This window comes from Pseudomonas sp. GXM4 (genome assembly GCF_008923895.1).
In the GTDB taxonomy this organism is placed as follows: Bacteria; Pseudomonadota; Gammaproteobacteria; order Pseudomonadales; family Pseudomonadaceae; genus Aquipseudomonas; species Aquipseudomonas atacamensis.
On record NZ_WBRZ01000142.1, the window covers coordinates 1 to 14794 of the forward strand.

13 protein-coding genes and 1 pseudogene are annotated in these 14794 nt (G+C 60.9%); 3 read left to right on the top strand and 11 right to left on the bottom strand.

Annotated elements, in window-relative coordinates:
• Positions 1 to 55 precede the first annotated feature (55 nt).
• The gene (locus F8N49_RS17420) at positions 56 to 967 is read right to left on the bottom strand and encodes a LysR family transcriptional regulator (RefSeq protein ID WP_151551975.1); all 912 of its coding nucleotides are present in this window, start codon (positions 965 to 967) and stop codon (positions 56 to 58) included.
• Between the two features lie 62 nt (positions 968 to 1029).
• Complete coding sequence (locus F8N49_RS17425) at positions 1030 to 2334, bottom strand: hypothetical protein (protein WP_151551976.1); 1305 nt, start codon at positions 2332 to 2334, stop codon at positions 1030 to 1032.
• Between the two features lie 218 nt (positions 2335 to 2552).
• On the opposite strand from F8N49_RS17425, the gene F8N49_RS17430 reads away from it, so the two are divergent.
• Positions 2553 to 3230 (top strand): hypothetical protein, encoded by a 678-nt coding sequence (locus tag F8N49_RS17430; protein ID WP_177434112.1) that lies wholly within the window; start codon positions 2553 to 2555, stop codon positions 3228 to 3230.
• Here the strand turns inward: F8N49_RS17430 and yiaY are convergent.
• On the bottom strand, positions 3191 to 4339 hold the full coding sequence (gene yiaY, locus F8N49_RS17435) for an L-threonine dehydrogenase (RefSeq protein ID WP_073475809.1): 1149 nt from the start codon (positions 4337 to 4339) through the stop codon (positions 3191 to 3193). The genes F8N49_RS17430 and yiaY overlap by 40 nt on opposite strands.
• A 154-nt stretch (positions 4340 to 4493) precedes the next feature.
• On the opposite strand from yiaY, the gene F8N49_RS17440 reads away from it, so the two are divergent.
• On the top strand, positions 4494 to 5513 hold the full coding sequence (locus tag F8N49_RS17440; protein ID WP_122706434.1) for a DUF4917 family protein: 1020 nt from the start codon (positions 4494 to 4496) through the stop codon (positions 5511 to 5513).
• Between the two features lie 240 nt (positions 5514 to 5753).
• Here F8N49_RS17440 and F8N49_RS17450 read toward each other — a convergent pair.
• The 6 genes and pseudogenes from F8N49_RS17450 to F8N49_RS17475 form a co-directional block, all read right to left on the bottom strand.
• Positions 5754 to 5912: pseudogene (locus tag F8N49_RS17450) on the bottom strand (YegP family protein); the annotation flags it as partial.
• Between the two features lie 80 nt (positions 5913 to 5992).
• Positions 5993 to 6574: a DJ-1/PfpI family protein gene (locus F8N49_RS17455; RefSeq protein WP_151551979.1), complete on the bottom strand. Its 582-nt coding sequence runs from the start codon at positions 6572 to 6574 to the stop codon at positions 5993 to 5995.
• Between the two features lie 164 nt (positions 6575 to 6738).
• Positions 6739 to 7965: an SAM-dependent methyltransferase gene (locus F8N49_RS17460; RefSeq protein WP_151551980.1), complete on the bottom strand. Its 1227-nt coding sequence runs from the start codon at positions 7963 to 7965 to the stop codon at positions 6739 to 6741.
• Positions 7966 to 8221: 256 nt separating this feature from the next.
• Complete coding sequence (locus F8N49_RS17465) at positions 8222 to 8839, bottom strand: TPM domain-containing protein (protein WP_024011959.1); 618 nt, start codon at positions 8837 to 8839, stop codon at positions 8222 to 8224.
• 33 nt (positions 8840 to 8872) lie between these two features.
• Complete coding sequence (locus tag F8N49_RS17470) at positions 8873 to 9619, bottom strand: YgcG family protein (RefSeq protein ID WP_151551981.1); 747 nt, start codon at positions 9617 to 9619, stop codon at positions 8873 to 8875.
• A 13-nt stretch (positions 9620 to 9632) separates the two neighbouring features.
• The gene (locus tag F8N49_RS17475; RefSeq protein ID WP_095180575.1) at positions 9633 to 10241 is read right to left on the bottom strand and encodes a LemA family protein; all 609 of its coding nucleotides are present in this window, start codon (positions 10239 to 10241) and stop codon (positions 9633 to 9635) included.
• Between the two features lie 258 nt (positions 10242 to 10499).
• Between F8N49_RS17475 and bglX the strand changes: the two genes are divergently transcribed.
• Positions 10500 to 12791 (top strand): beta-glucosidase BglX, encoded by a 2292-nt coding sequence (gene bglX / locus F8N49_RS17480; RefSeq protein ID WP_151551982.1) that lies wholly within the window; start codon positions 10500 to 10502, stop codon positions 12789 to 12791.
• Between the two features lie 131 nt (positions 12792 to 12922).
• Here the strand turns inward: bglX and F8N49_RS17485 are convergent, their stop codons facing one another.
• Positions 12923 to 14080: a phosphatidylserine/phosphatidylglycerophosphate/cardiolipin synthase family protein gene (locus F8N49_RS17485; protein WP_151551983.1), complete on the bottom strand. Its 1158-nt coding sequence runs from the start codon at positions 14078 to 14080 to the stop codon at positions 12923 to 12925.
• Position 14081: 1 nt separating this feature from the next.
• Complete coding sequence (locus tag F8N49_RS17490) at positions 14082 to 14672, bottom strand: YceI family protein (RefSeq protein WP_039762684.1); 591 nt, start codon at positions 14670 to 14672, stop codon at positions 14082 to 14084.
• Positions 14673 to 14794: the final 122 nt, after the last annotated feature.

Here is a 14794-nt window from a genome sequence, read left to right on the forward strand (position 1 = left end):
TGGAAACTGTGGGAGCGGGCTTGCCCGCGAAGAGGCCGACCCATTCAATAGAGATTCAGGCGCCCTGCCCGCGCAAATGCTCAAACAACATCCGGCTCACCGGCGACAATCCCGCCTCATCGCGCACCACCACAATCAGCGCGCGATCAGCCCAGTCGTCGGTCAGCGGCACCGCACGCAAGCCCAGTGCCTGACCAAACAACTCATAGGCTCGCTGCGGCAGAATGCCGATGCCCATGTTCGCCTGGACCATCCGGCAGACCGCATCGAATCCCGGCACATGGATGCGGATGCGCAGGACTTTGCCGGCCTGCCGCGCGGCCGCATGGGTACGCATGTTGATCGAACTGGCTGCGTGCAAGCCGACGTAGTCGCTGTCGAGGGTTTCGCCGAAGGCCACCGATTCTTGCGTAGCCAAAGGATGCTCCGGGAGCATCACCACCACCAGTTTGTCCTGGCGGTACAACACGCTGTGCAGGCCTTTGGTGTCGCTGTCGTCGGAGCAGATGCCAAGGTCGGCGACGCCATCGAGCACGCCCTGAATCACCCCGGCGCTGGGGCGTTCTTCAAGGTCGGTCTTGACCTGCGGATGCCGCGCGGAGAAGTCGCGCAAGTCTTCGGGCAGGAACTGAATGATCGCCGAAAGATTGGCCAGCATGCGCACGTAACCGCGCACACCGTGGCTGTGCTCCCCCAGTTCCAAACCCATTTTTTCCACGTTGAAGAGCATCTGCCGGGCGTGGTGCAGCAGGGTTTCACCGGCCGGCGTGAGGATCATGCCTTTGGCCTGACGCACGAACAAAGCGATGCCCAGCGCCTCCTCCAACTCCATCAGGCGCTTGCTCGCCGCCGACACCGCGATGGCCTCGCGCGCAGCCGCACGGGTCAACGTGCCTTCCTCGTGGACGGCGACGAACAGTTGCAGAGTGATCAGATCGAGACGGCGGATCAGGCTTTTTTGCAGCATGGTGGGCTCGAAGGCAGGGTTCATCCGAGCCGGCAGGATAGCCCGGTTTTACCGCTGACTGCTCAGTTGCCCATGCTGGCGCGCTGTTTTGTGACAGGCGCGGTCAGCAAGCGAACCAGCTGCGCGCTGTCGTCCCTGCGACCCAACACCAGGATCGAAGAGCCTTGCAGGCAGGCATCGATGGCTGGCCATGAAATGTTCTTCGCGCCCTCGACATCAAACGAATCATTCACTGCGCCATCGACCAGAAAGCCTGCCGTCAACAAGCCTCGTGCGCTGCCCGAGGTCTGCCCGACCGCCACAATACGTTTACCAGCGATGTCATCCAGCGCAAACCCTGCTTGCCAACCTCTCAGGTCGAGTTCATGCGCCGTCGGGCTGAGGACAGGGTTGTTGAACGCGTTATCCATTTGGCCAGCGTAGGTAATACCACTGATGAATCCATGTTGCAGTTTCGTGTCTTGCGTTGACTCGACCGCCGCACCGAGCAAAAGCAGGCGCTGCGCCGTTTGCACAGCGATGTTGGTCACGTGGCTTTCGAGCGTCTTGCCATCCCGTTTAATGTTCAACAGCAACATGCCCTGATCGCCGAACGCTTGTGCAACTTTGCCGTTGTGGTCGAACGCCATGACCAATCCCTGATTGGTTACTTCCGTTTTGCCATGCAGCAGGATCTTCCCATCGTCGAGCTGGATGATCCCGGACAGCGAAATGGCCACGCCTGGCAGCGACAGGGGCAGCCAACCGTTGCTGGCGAACGATAAATCGTCCGAGCCATCGAGATGGAATCGCGTCAACAGGCCACTGCCCTTTTGCGTGGTCACAAACAGCAGCCTGTCCGGCTGCGCAAGCTGCGGATTGGATTTGGCCAGCAGCAGTTGCCCATGGGTGGCCCCAGAGAGTGCCGGAATCCGCATGGGCACAATCCGGTAGCCATTCCTGTCGCCGCCGAACTCGATATCCGGCGAACCGTCGGGCAGAAACCGCGCGATAACTTGCTGGTATTCAAGAGCCTGGTCTTTGACGACGCCAATCACACCGCACATCCAGATCCGTCCGAGCGCATCAACGATCAATGGCCCGCCTTGGGTGAGCGAGCCTGTGCCGAACCGGCCGCTGAGATATCCGCCGGTGCCGAAATCCGGGTCCGGATTGCCATCGGCATCCAGGCGCGCAAGGCCATAGTACGAATGGCCCGATTGTTCGACGGTAGCGCTGACCATGATCTGCCCCGAAGGCGTGATCGACACGCCTTCGGCAATGGTCTTGGCCGCTCCGGGGAATTTCAGCGTTCGCAGACCAAACTGAGCATCCAGCTCCCCGGCTGACTGCGCGGTTGGGGGCAATGGCGCGGTGGATTCCGGCATGTTCGTATTCTCCTGCGGGATCGACATTGATCCCCTCGCTGGGAGCATTCGACCCGAAGAAGCCACGCCGGACAACTGACACAAATGACAGTTTTTTAGAAGAAAACGAAATTGATCACCGTGCAAAAAAGACTGGAGGACTGGTAGTTCTTACAGGTTCGAATTCAGGCACGTCATGCCAACCTCAGCGTTCAAATCAGCCATGGACGAGAAGCATGATGAGCACTCGCGACGAGCAAATGTCACAACCTGCCCCGGCCCCGACCATCACCTACCCCGAGGAGGCCAGCACGACGGGACCTGCGACATTGTTGCTCGGCAGCGGCATACCCGATGCGCTTGTACAGGTCTGGAACATTGAAAACACCCATTCGCTCGGTGCAGGGCTGGTCAGCGCAAAGGGACGATGGGCGTTCAGCATCAGCGGCGCCCAGGCTCCAGGCCAGCAGAAGATTCACGCCCACCAGACGTATGCAGGCATCACGTCTGAATGGAGTGACGAGCGCGGATATGAGGTGCGACTACGGCCCGAAATCGACGTCCCGGGCGTCTTCGTACCGCTTGAGGGAGCGGAGGTAAATGCGCCTCTGTTGTTGTCGGGAGATGTCACACGGGCCGAGGGTTTCGTCAGTATTTTCGATCTGGACACTGGCCTGGAGATTGCCAGAGCAGCGGTCGAAAGCGACCGGAAATGGCAAACACCGGCTGCACACTCATTGGCAGTCGGGCAGTACCGTATATCCGCCGTTCACAACATCGCCGGCCAGGTTTCAGACTGGGGCCGTGTGCGAACATTTACCGTGGTCGCAGAAGCAAGCGAAGGACTGTTCGACTTCGCTCGCCTGCGCGCCTTCATTCAAAACGCATTGCGGAAAATCTCTTCGATCTGGCGCTGATCCGCCGCCCGTGGATTGGTCAGTCCGCACGCATCCTTCAAAGCATTGGTGGCGAGCACCGGGATGTCGCTGAGTTTCGCGCCCAGCTCACGCAGTCCGCCGGGAATCTCGACGTCTTTGGCAAGGTTGCGAATGGCATTGATCGCCGCCTGCGCGCCCTCCTCTGCGCTGAAACCACGAATATCCGCGCCCATGGCGTGGGCGACGTCCCTGAGTCGGTCAGCGCAGACCAGCGCATTGAAGCTCTGCACATGCGGCAGCAGCACGGCGTTACAGACGCCGTGGGGCAAGTCGTAGTAGCCGCCGAGTTGATGCGCCATGGCGTGGACAAATCCAAGTGAGGCGTTATTGAACGCCATGCCGGCGAGGAACTGCGCGTAAGCCATGTTCTCCCGCGCCGCGAGGTCGCTGCCGTCGCGCACGGCCAGACGCAGATTGCTGCTGATCAGGCTCATGGCCTTCAAAGCGCAGGCGTCGGTGATCGGGTTGGCGGCGGTCGAGACGTAGGCTTCGATGGCGTGGGTCAGCGCGTCCATGCCGGTGGCGGCGGTCAGGCCTTTGGGCATGGCGACCATCAGTTCCGGATCGTTGACTGACAGCAGCGGCGTGACGTTGCGGTCGACGATGGCCATTTTCACGTGGCGCGATTCGTCGGTGATGATGCAGAAGCGGGTCATTTCGCTGGCAGTGCCGGCGGTGGTATTGATGGCGATCAGCGGCAATTGCGGCTTGCTCGAGCGGTCGACGCCCTCGTAATCGCCAATCTGCCCGCCATTGGTTGCGCACAGGGCGATGCCCTTGGCGCAATCGTGCGGCGAGCCGCCACCCAGCGACACGACGAAATCGCATTTGCTTTCCTTCAGCAGTCCCAGGCCGGATTCGACATTGGCCGTGGTCGGGTTCGGTCTGGCGCCATCGAAGATCACCGAATCGATGTCCTGCATCGCCAGTTTCTCGGCGATCATTGCGGCCACGCCAGCCTTGGCCAGCCCGGCGTCGGTGACAATCAGCGCCTTGCGAAAACCATAATTGCGAATCGCGACCATGGCTTCGTCGAGGCAGCCGCTGCCCATGATGTTGACCGCCGGAATGAAGAAGGTGCTGCTCATCGTGTGTCTCCTGACTGAAGCCGGATCGACTGCCTCGATTCGGCGGGTGCACACAGGATCGACCGATCGGTCACGAGCAATGTTGATCTGGCTCAATGTCCGCTCGTGATAAAGTCGCCGTCCATCTGCCCTTTGTTTTGAGACCGCCCACGCAATGACCGATTTTCTCAATGTCGACGCCACCCTCGAAGACTGGAACGCCATGCGCGCCGCGAACGATTTCCAGGGTTTGCTGGTGGGCAATGGCGCCAGCCGTGCGGTATGGGATGACTTCGGCTACGACTCGCTGTTCGAAAACGCCCGTACGGTCGAAGAGAAACCGCTGAGCCCATCGGAACTGGCGGTGTTCGACGCGCTGCAAACCCGCAGTTTCGAACAAGTGCTGGGCGCCCTGAAAACCACCAGCCGGGTCAACAAGGCCCTGGCGGTCAGCTCGGCGGCGCCGCGCAATCGCTATTACGCAATCAAGGAAGCGCTGATCAACACCGTGCACGCGGTGCACATCCCGTGGCGGCTGGTGCAGCCTTCGACACTGTCGGTGCTCAATGCAGAACTGGCGCGCTATCGCACGGTGTTCACCACCAACTACGACCTGCTCAATTACTGGGCGCTGCAACACCCGGGCGAGGCCATCGACGACCTGTTCAACGGCGCGGACGCGAGCTTCGATCTGAGCCAGAGCGCCACCGACAAACCGCGTCTGCTCTACCTGCACGGTGGTCTGCATCTGGTGCGCAATCAGGACGGCACCGCGCGCAAACTGACCTCGACCGAAGGCACGCTGCTCGGCAGTTTCGCCATCAACAATACGATCAAGACCCTGGACGACGTGCCTCTGTTCGTCACCGAAGGGCCGAGCGCCGACAAGCTCAAGACCATCCGCAGTTCGGATTATCTGTCGTTCTGCTACGAGCAATTACTGGCCCATGGCGACAGCCTGTGCATCTTCGGCCATGCCCTGGGCGAGCAGGATGCGCATCTGGTGCGGGCGCTGCGCCTGGCCAGACCGAAGTGCGTGGCGATCTCGATCTACCCGCGCAGTGCCGCGTTCATCCAGCATCAGAAGCGTCACTACGCCAAGGTGTTTGAAGGTACCGGGGTTGAGTTGCGGTTCTTTGATGCCAAGAGCCATGCGTTGGGTGATCCGCAGTTGTCGGTACCGGTTGAGGTTTGATATTGGCCGGGCTGACGCCTTCGCGAGCAGGCTCCCACAGAGTTTTATGGCGAACCAACAATCTTCTTTCAATCCCAAATCCCTGTGGGAGCTGGCTTGCCAGCGATAGCGGTGAATCAGTCGACATTAATGTTGCAGATGCCGTCGCCATCGCTGGCAAGCCAGCTCCCACATTTGAATGCATTCCACCTGTGGAATGTATTGGCCTCAGAGTACAGGCAGGGTCTTGTCCTTGATGACTTTGGTCGGGCTGTTGGCCTGCACCGAGGCGATGCCGCCGTCGGCACCGGCGCGGGTGCTGTAGAGCTCGCTGGTCAGAATCGTTTCGGCGTTCGCTGCTTTCAACACGAACCTGAATTGGCCGTTGCTGCTTTTGCTCACTTCGTACCATCCGGACATGTCTGTTTCTCCTGGGGGCGATTGAGAGATTTCGCGCTTCAGAGTAAAGACCAGCGTCTGCGATCTGTCGCCTGCCTCGACTACAAGGTGATTTTCGTACCGAGCAGACCGAGGAAACCGGCCAGCCATTTAGGATGCGCCGGCCACGCCGGAGCGGTGGCGAAATTCCCCTGAACATGGCCATCGGTCACCGGAATGTCGATGTAGGTGCCGCCCGCCAGACGTACTTCCGGGGCGCAGGCCGGATACGCGCTGCACTCACGCCCCTCGAGCACACCCGCCGCCGCGAGCAGTTGCGCGCCATGGCAGACCGCTGCGATGGGCTTGCCGGCCTTGTCGAACGCGCGCACCAGTTCGAGGACTTTTTCGTTCAGCCGCAGGTATTCCGGAGCGCGACCGCCGGGAATCAGCAGCGCGTCGTAATCGGCTTCGCGGGCCTTGGCGAAGTCGAAATTGAGAGCGAACAGATGACCGGGTTTTTCGCTGTAGGTCTGATCACCTTCAAAATCATGAATCGCCGTGCGCACGGTGCTGCCGGCGGACTTGTCCGGGCACACGGCGTGCACCGTGTGGCCGACCATCTGCAGGGCCTGGAACGGCACCATCACTTCGTAGTCTTCGACGTAATCGCCGACCAGCATCAGGATCTTTTTCGCGGCCATGGGAAAACTCCTCGGGGAAAGGTCTGGGGAGTATTCAAGGTAGACCCAAATTGAGCTGCAAGCTGCAAGCTGCAAGCTGCAAGAAAAAGCAGGATCACCCAAATCAGGCACACCAGCGTCATGCTTCAACTTGCAGCTTGCCGCTTGAAGCTTGCAGCTGCCTGTTAAGGCATATAGCCGTCAGCGCGCAGCAGTGTTTCCAGGCAATGGTCGCTGATGTGGTAGAACGCCTTGAGCTCTGCGATCTTCGCCAACAACTGCGTCGGATCGACCGGCTCGGCGCGTTTCACCGCGAGAATCATCTTGTTCTTGTTGGTGTGTTCCAGCGAGATGAACTCGAACACCTTGGTCTCGTAACCACAGGCTTCGAGGAACAACGCGCGCAAGCTGTCGGTGACCATTTCCGCCTGTTGGCCGAGGTGCAAGCCGTATTGCAGCATCGGTTTGAGCAGCGCCGGGCTCTGGATCTGCAGGCGGATCTGTTTGTGGCAGCACGGCGAGCACATGATGATCGACGCGCCCGAGCGGATGCCGGTGTGGATCGCGTAATCGGTGGCAATGTCGCAGGCATGCAGGGCGATCATCACGTCCAGCTCACTTGGCGCCACCGTGCGCACGTCACCGCACTTGAACACCAGCCCCGGATGTTCAAGCTTCGCCGCAGCGGCGTTGCACAGGTTGACCATTTCCTCGCGCAGCTCGACGCCGGTGACTTCGCCCTCGGCCTTCAGCGTATTGCGCAGGTAGTCGTGAATGGCGAACGTCAGATAGCCCTTGCCCGAACCGAAATCGGCGACCCGCACCGGTTGGTCCAGCGCCAGCGGCGACGAGGTCAGGGCATGGCTGAACACTTCGATGAACTTGTTGATCTGCTTCCACTTGCGCGACATCGCCGGGATCAGCTCGTGCTGCGCATTGGTCACGCCGAGGTCCTTGAGGAACGGGCGGCTCAACTCAAGAAAGCGGTTTTTCTCGCGGTTGTGCTCGGCGGACGGTGCTTCACGCAATTGCTGAGGCTTGCTCTTGAACAGCGAACTCTTGCCCTTTTTGCTGTATTCCAGCTGCGCTTCGTCGGTCAGCGCCAGTAAATGCGCATTTTTGAACGAGGCCGGCAGCAGCCCGGCGATCAGCGCCACGCCTTCGCTCAGCGGCAGATTCTTGGTGATGTCGCGGGTCTTGTAGCGATAAACGAAGGAAAGACACGCCTGCGCCTTGACCGTCACCGGTTTGATGATGACCCGTTGCAGATCCGCCTCTTCACCGACGTATTTGGCCAACACCAATTTGATAAAACCGCTGTCGTCGAGGCTGGTTTGCAGCAGCTCGATGAACTGGGCGTGGTGATCGGCGGCCGGTTTGGCGGACGGCGCGGAAGAAGCGGAAACGGACATGGACAAGCGGCCTCGGACGGGCGGAATCGGGAATGGCGGGTATTTTAGGGGGGATGGGGGTTGGGGACACCCTCTTATTTACCCAACGGCAAAATCCACGACACCGACCTTTGTGGCGAGGGGATTTATCCCCGATGGGGCGCGAAGCGGCCCTCTGTGTTCGGCCCGTCAAACCACGCGCGCAGGTGTTGCGACTGCTACGCAGCCGATCGGGGATAAATCCCCTCGCCACAGAGGCCAAATATGCGCGACTGCTTCAGCCCAACACCACCAACCGATTCGGCAACTCGTTCCTCACCTGCGTCACCGGCACATGCACCTTCAACAACTCGCCACACGCCTCCACGCAAGTGACAAACCCTTCCAGCGTGCGGCCCTGGCGGACCTGTTCGGTAAACGCCGCAACAATCGCGTCCCAGTTGCTGTTGTCCAGCCGTTTGGAAATCCCCTCGTCCACCAGAATTTCCACATAGCGCTCAGCCTCGCAGACAAAAATCAGCACGCCGGTGCTGCCCACGGTGTGGTGCAGGTTCTGTTCGAGAAACTGCCGCCGCGCCAGGTTGGAAGCGCGCCAGTGGCGCACGCGGCGCGGCACCAGATGCGTGGTGATTTTTGGCAGACGAAACAGCAGGCAGAGGACGATGAACATACCCCATTGCACCAGCAGCAGACTGCGCAGGGTCAGCCAGCCCGTGAGGTAGTGGACGATGCCCGGCAACACCAGCGCCAGCAGGCTGGCCCAGAGCAGCGGGATGTACGCGTAATCGTCGGCGCGGGCAGCGAGCACCGTGACCAGTTCGGCGTCGGTGTCGCGCTCGACCCGGGCGATGGCCTCGGCGACTTTGCGTTGTTCGTGTTCAGTCAGTAATGCCATGTCGAAAATTGCCTGCTCATTATTCTTTTGATCTCACCAGCCGCCGGACGAACCGCCGCCGCCGAAACTGCCCCCGCCACCGCTGAAGCCGCCACCGCCGCCGAATCCGCCGCCTCCGCCAAAGCCGCCCCCTCCTCCGGAGCCGCCCCGGCCGGCAGGCAGGATACCGAGCATCTGGCAGACAAACACCGTCACGATGAACAACATCACCAGAAACATGAACAGCGCCGGGTGCCGCGAGATGAAATCATCCGCCGGGTCGCCGCTGGATTCGTACACGGTCGACGGTTCGTCCAGCGGATTGCCCCCGAGCACCACCAGCATCGCCGCAACGCCGTCGCTGATACCTTTGCTGAAATTGCCGGCCTTGAACGCCGGCGTGATGACCTGATGAATGATCACCGACGACTGCGCATCGGTCAGGCGATCCTCCAGGCCATAGCCGACTTCGATGCGCAGTTTGCGCTCGTCACGGGCGACGATCAGCAAGGCGCCGTTGTTCTTGTCCTTCTGGCCGATGCCCCAGTGCCGACCCAATTGGACGCCGAAATCCTCGATGGTGGTGCCCTGCAGATCCGGCAGCGTGACCACCACCAATTGCTCGCCGGTGGCCTGCTCGTGCGCCTGCAATTGCTGGCTCAGTTGCGCGCGAATCGATGGATCGAGCATCTGCGCCTGATCGACCACGCGCCCGCTCAGCGGCGGAAACGTCAGTTCGGCCCGGGCGCTGACGGCGAACAGCCAGAGCATCAGCACCAGGCTTAGTTTCAACACACGCATGGACGACCTCGAATCAGAATTTCACTTCCGGGGCCTTCTCCGCGCCGGGCGTGGTGGCTTCGAAGGTTTCGCGCATCGGCAGATCGCTGTACATCACGCTGTGCCACAGGCGACCGGGGAAAGTGCGGATCTCGGTGTTGTACTTCTGCACCGCCAGAATGAAATCGCGACGCGCCACGGCAATGCGGTTTTCCGTGCCTTCGAGTTGCGATTGCAGGGCGAGGAAGTTCTGGTTGGCCTTCAGATCCGGATAGCGCTCGGAGACCACCATCAAGCGGCTCAATGCGCCGGTCAATTGATCCTGCGCTTGCTGGAACTGCTTGAGCTTCTCGGGATTGTCGAGGGTGCTGGCATCGACCTGAATCGAGGTGGCCTTGGCTCGCGCTTCAATCACGGCGGTCAGGGTTTCCTGTTCGTGGGCCGCGTAGCCCTTCACGGTTTCCACCAGATTGGGGATCAGGTCGGCGCGGCGCTGGTACTGGTTCTGCACCTGGCCCCAGGCGGCTTTGACCTGTTCGTCGAGGGTCGGGATATTGTTGATGCCGCACGCGGTCAACAGCGTGGCGAACACCAGCAACGTGGCGATCTGTAACCGTGAACGGGAGGTTGAGCTGATATTCATTGCAGTGATGCTCCATGACACATTTGATTTAAAAACCGAGCGCTGGGCATTCCCGGCCAGCGGTTGGGGCATAATCGGCGCCGCCACTGGCATGCGACGGGTTAATCGGCTAAAAAGTGCCCTTCGCGTTCACGTTGCCGCTGTCGGCTGCGGTTTTCCGGCTCAGGATTTTGCGCCGGCACCCGAACAACAATAGTCGCTCCCTACATTTTGGCTGGCCGGTGTTGCATCACCGTTTGGGCTCTAGAGAAAAAATTCATGAAGAAGCTGTGTTTGCTGGGTCTGTTCGTCAGCCTGGCCAGTCATCAGGTACTGGCCGCCACGACCCCGGTACCTTTGGAAAACAAGGACGCTTTCATCAGCAACCTGATGAAACAAATGACCCTCGACGAGAAGATCGGCCAGTTGCGCCTGATCAGCATCGGTCCGGAAATGCCCCGCGAGCTGATCCGCAAGGAAATCGCTGGCGGCAACATCGGCGGCACGTTCAACTCGATCACCCGCGCGGAAAACCGTCCGATGCAGGACGCGGCCATGCGCAGTCGCCTGAAGATTCCGATGTTTTTCGCGTACGACGTGATCCACGGTCACCGTACGATTTTCCCGATTCCGCTGGCCCTTGCGTCGAGCTGGGACATGGACGCCATCGGCCAGTCCGGTCGCGTTGCGGCTAAAGAAGCCGCCGCCGACAGCCTCGACATCACCTTCGCGCCGATGGTGGATATCTCCCGCGATCCACGCTGGGGCCGCAGTTCCGAAGGTTTCGGCGAAGACACCTACCTGACCTCGCGCATCGCCAAAGTCATGGTCAAGGCTTATCAGGGCGAGACCCCGAGCGCCGCCGACAGCATCATGGCCAGCGTCAAGCATTTCGCCCTGTACGGCGCGGTCGAGGGCGGTCGCGACTACAACACCGTCGACATGAGCCCGGTGAAGATGTACCAGGATTACCTGCCGCCCTACCGCGCCGCGATCGATGCCGGCGCTGGCGGTGTGATGGTGGCGTTGAACTCGATCAACGGCATTCCGGCCACGGCCAACACCTGGCTGATGAACGACCTGCTGCGCAAGGACTGGGGCTTCAAAGGCTTGGCGGTCAGCGATCATGGCGCGATCTTCGAGCTGATCAAGCACGGCGTCGCTCGCGACGGTCGCGAAGCGGCGAAGCTGGCGATCAAGGCCGGCATCGACATGAGCATGAACGACACCCTTTACGGCAAAGAGCTGCCGGGGCTGCTCAAGTCCGGCGAGATCGAACAGAAAGACATCGACAACGCTGTGCGCGAAGTGCTCGCGGCCAAGTACGACATGGGCCTGTTCAAGGACCCGTACCTGCGCATCGGCAAGGCCGAGGATGATCCGGCCGACACCTACGCCGAGAGCCGCCTGCACCGCGCCGAGGCCCGCGAAGTCGCGCGTCGCAGTCTGGTGCTGCTGAAGAACCAGAACGAAACCCTGCCGCTGAAGAAAGACGCGAAAATCGCGCTGGTCGGTCCATTGGCAAAAGCGCCGATCGACATGATGGGCAGCTGGGCCGCCGCCGGGCGCCCGGCGCAATCGGTCACCCTGTTCGATGGCATGAGTTCGGTGATCGGCGACAAAGCCAACCTGATCTACGCCCGTGGCGCCAACATCACGGGCGACAAGAAGGTCCTCGACTACCTGAACTTCCTCAACTTCGATGCCCCGGAAGTGGTCGATGACCCGCGCCCGGCGAACGTGCTGATCGACGAAGCGGTGAAAGCGGCGAAGGATGCTGACGTGATCGTCGCCGCTGTCGGCGAGTCCCGTGGCATGTCCCACGAATCCTCAAGCCGCACCGACCTGAACATCCCGGAAACCCAGCGCGAATTGATCCGCGCGCTGAAAGCCACTGGCAAACCGCTGGTGCTGGTGTTGATGAACGGCCGTCCGCTGACGATTCTCGAAGAGAACCAGTCGGCCGATGCGATCCTGGAAACCTGGTTCAGCGGCACCGAGGGCGGCAACGCCATCGCCGACGTGCTGTTCGGCGACTACAACCCGTCGGGCAAACTGCCGGTGACCTTCCCGCGTTCCGTGGGCCAGATCCCGACCTACTACAACCACCTGAGCATCGGCCGGCCGTTCACGCCGGGCAAACCGGGCAACTACACCTCGCAGTATTTCGATGACACCACCGGCCCGCTGTTTCCGTTCGGTTATGGCCTGAGCTACACCACCTTCGCCCTGAGCGATATGGCGCTGTCATCGACCACCCTCAACGCCAGCGGCAAGCTCGACGCCAGCGTCATGGTCAAGAACACCGGCAAGCGTGACGGCGAAACCGTGGTGCAGTTGTACATCCAGGACGTCACCGGTTCGATGATCCGCCCGGTGAAAGAACTGAAGAACTTCCAGAAGATCATGCTCAAGGCCGGCGAACAGAAAGTCGTGCACTTCACCATCACCGAGGAAGACCTGAAGTTCTACAACGCTCAGCTCAAATACGCAGCCGAGCCTGGCAAGTTCAACGTGCAGATCGGCCTGGATTCGCAGGCGGTGACGCAGCAGAGCTTTGAACTGCTGTAATTTTTTCAGGTACACATAAACCTGTGGGAGCTGGCTTGCCAGCGATGGCGGCCTGACAGTCAACTGATATGTTGAATGTGATGGCCTCATCGCTGGCAAGCCAGCTCCCACAGTGGTTTTGGATGTCCCCGCTATCCGCGTCGATCGAGAATATTCACCACCAACCGATCCACCCAGCCCCACACCCGCTGCTTGACCCGCCGCCACAACGGTCGGCGCTGCCATTCCTCCAGACTCACCAGCTGACTCAAGCCGAAGTCCTTCACAAAGCTCGCCTCCACCGCTGCCGTCAACGCCGGGTCCAGTGCTTCCAGATTCGCCTCCAGATTGAAACGCAGATTCCAGTGATCGAAGTTGCACGAACCGATGCTTACCCATTCGTCGACCAGAACCATTTTCAGGTGCAGGAAGCACGGCTGGTATTCGAAGATTTGCACCCCGGCCTTGAGCAGGCGCGGGTAGTAGCGATGCCCGGCGTAGCGCACGGACGGGTGATCGGTGCGCGGCCCGGTCAGCAGCAAGCGCACATCGACGCCGCGCGCGGCAGCCTTGCGCAGGGAGCGACGGATTTTCCAGGTAGGCAGAAAGTACGGGGTGGCCATCCAGATGCGTTTGTGCCCGCTGTTCAGCGCGCGAAACAGCGATTGCAGAATATCGCGGTGCTGGCGGGCGTCGGCATACGCCACACGGCCCATGCCCTCGCCCTTGTCCGGCACGCGCGGCAAACGTGGCAGACCAAAATGCGCGGCCGGGCGCCAGGCGCGGCGGTAACGGTTGGCGATCCACTGCCGATCGAAGAGCAATTGCCAATCGATCACCAACGGGCCGCTGATCTCGACCATCACCTCGTGCCACTCGCTGACATCATGGCCCGGCGTCCAGAATTCATCGGTCACGCCGGTGCCGCCGACCACGGCCAGGCATTGGTCGACCAGCAGCAATTTGCGGTGGTCACGATAGAAGTTGCCGACCCAGCGCCGCCAGCTCAGGCGATTGTAGAAACGCAGCTCGACCCCGGCCTGAGTCAGGCGCTGGCGCAGGTGCAGCGTGAACGCGAGGCTGCCGTAATCATCGAACAGGCAACGCACGCGCACGCCGCGCTCGGCCGCCGCGACCAGCGCCTGGACGATGGCTTCGGCGCAGGCGCCGGCCTCGACCAGATAGAGCTCCAGTTCGATCTGTTCTGTAGCTCCAGCGATGTGCTCGAGCATCCGGGGAAAGAACTGCGGGCCGTCGATCAACAGTTCGAAACGGTTGCCGTCACGCCAGGGGAACACCGCACCGCGCATGTCAGCGCGCCGTGAAAATCAGCACCGCACCCACCGGCACCGACAGACTGATCGCCGACAGATCGGCGAGTTTGCGCAGGTTTTCCAGGCCCGGCGCCAGATCGAAATCCTCGGCGTTGATCACCAGCGGCTCCAGCGTGACCACCTGAAAACGCCGGTCATCGAGACGAGTGGCGAGCAACTCGGCCGGGTATTCGTGCTGCTTGCCGTGCAGGCTGACGGTCAGCGGCAGGCGCAACTCCAGCTGCGCGCCGGGGGCCAGATCGTTGATCGGGCGCAGGTCGATTTGGGTGGTGATGGTGGCTGCGGGAAACTGCTCGATCTGGAACAGCTCCTTGCGCATGCGCTCATCGCGCAGGGGAATGCCGCTGTTGATCGATTCGAGCTCGACTTCAACCTCGGCGCGACCGTTGGGGTCGACCTTGCCGTGCAGCACCAGAAAGCGCTGCACTTCCGATACGCTGGCATTTTTGGTGCTGACGAACGACAGCCGCGACGACTCGCCGTCCAGGTACCAATTGGCCTGGGCCGGCAGCGCAGCGGCGGTCAACAGCAGACTGGCGAAGGTTGTATAGAGGGAGCGGTTGAACATTGAACACTCGTGGGGGCGATAAACCTGCACGAACCTTAACCGCCCTTGGGTTTATTGCAACATCAAGATCAAAAGATCGCAGCCTTCGGCAGCTCCTACAGGGGAACGCATTCCAAAGTAGG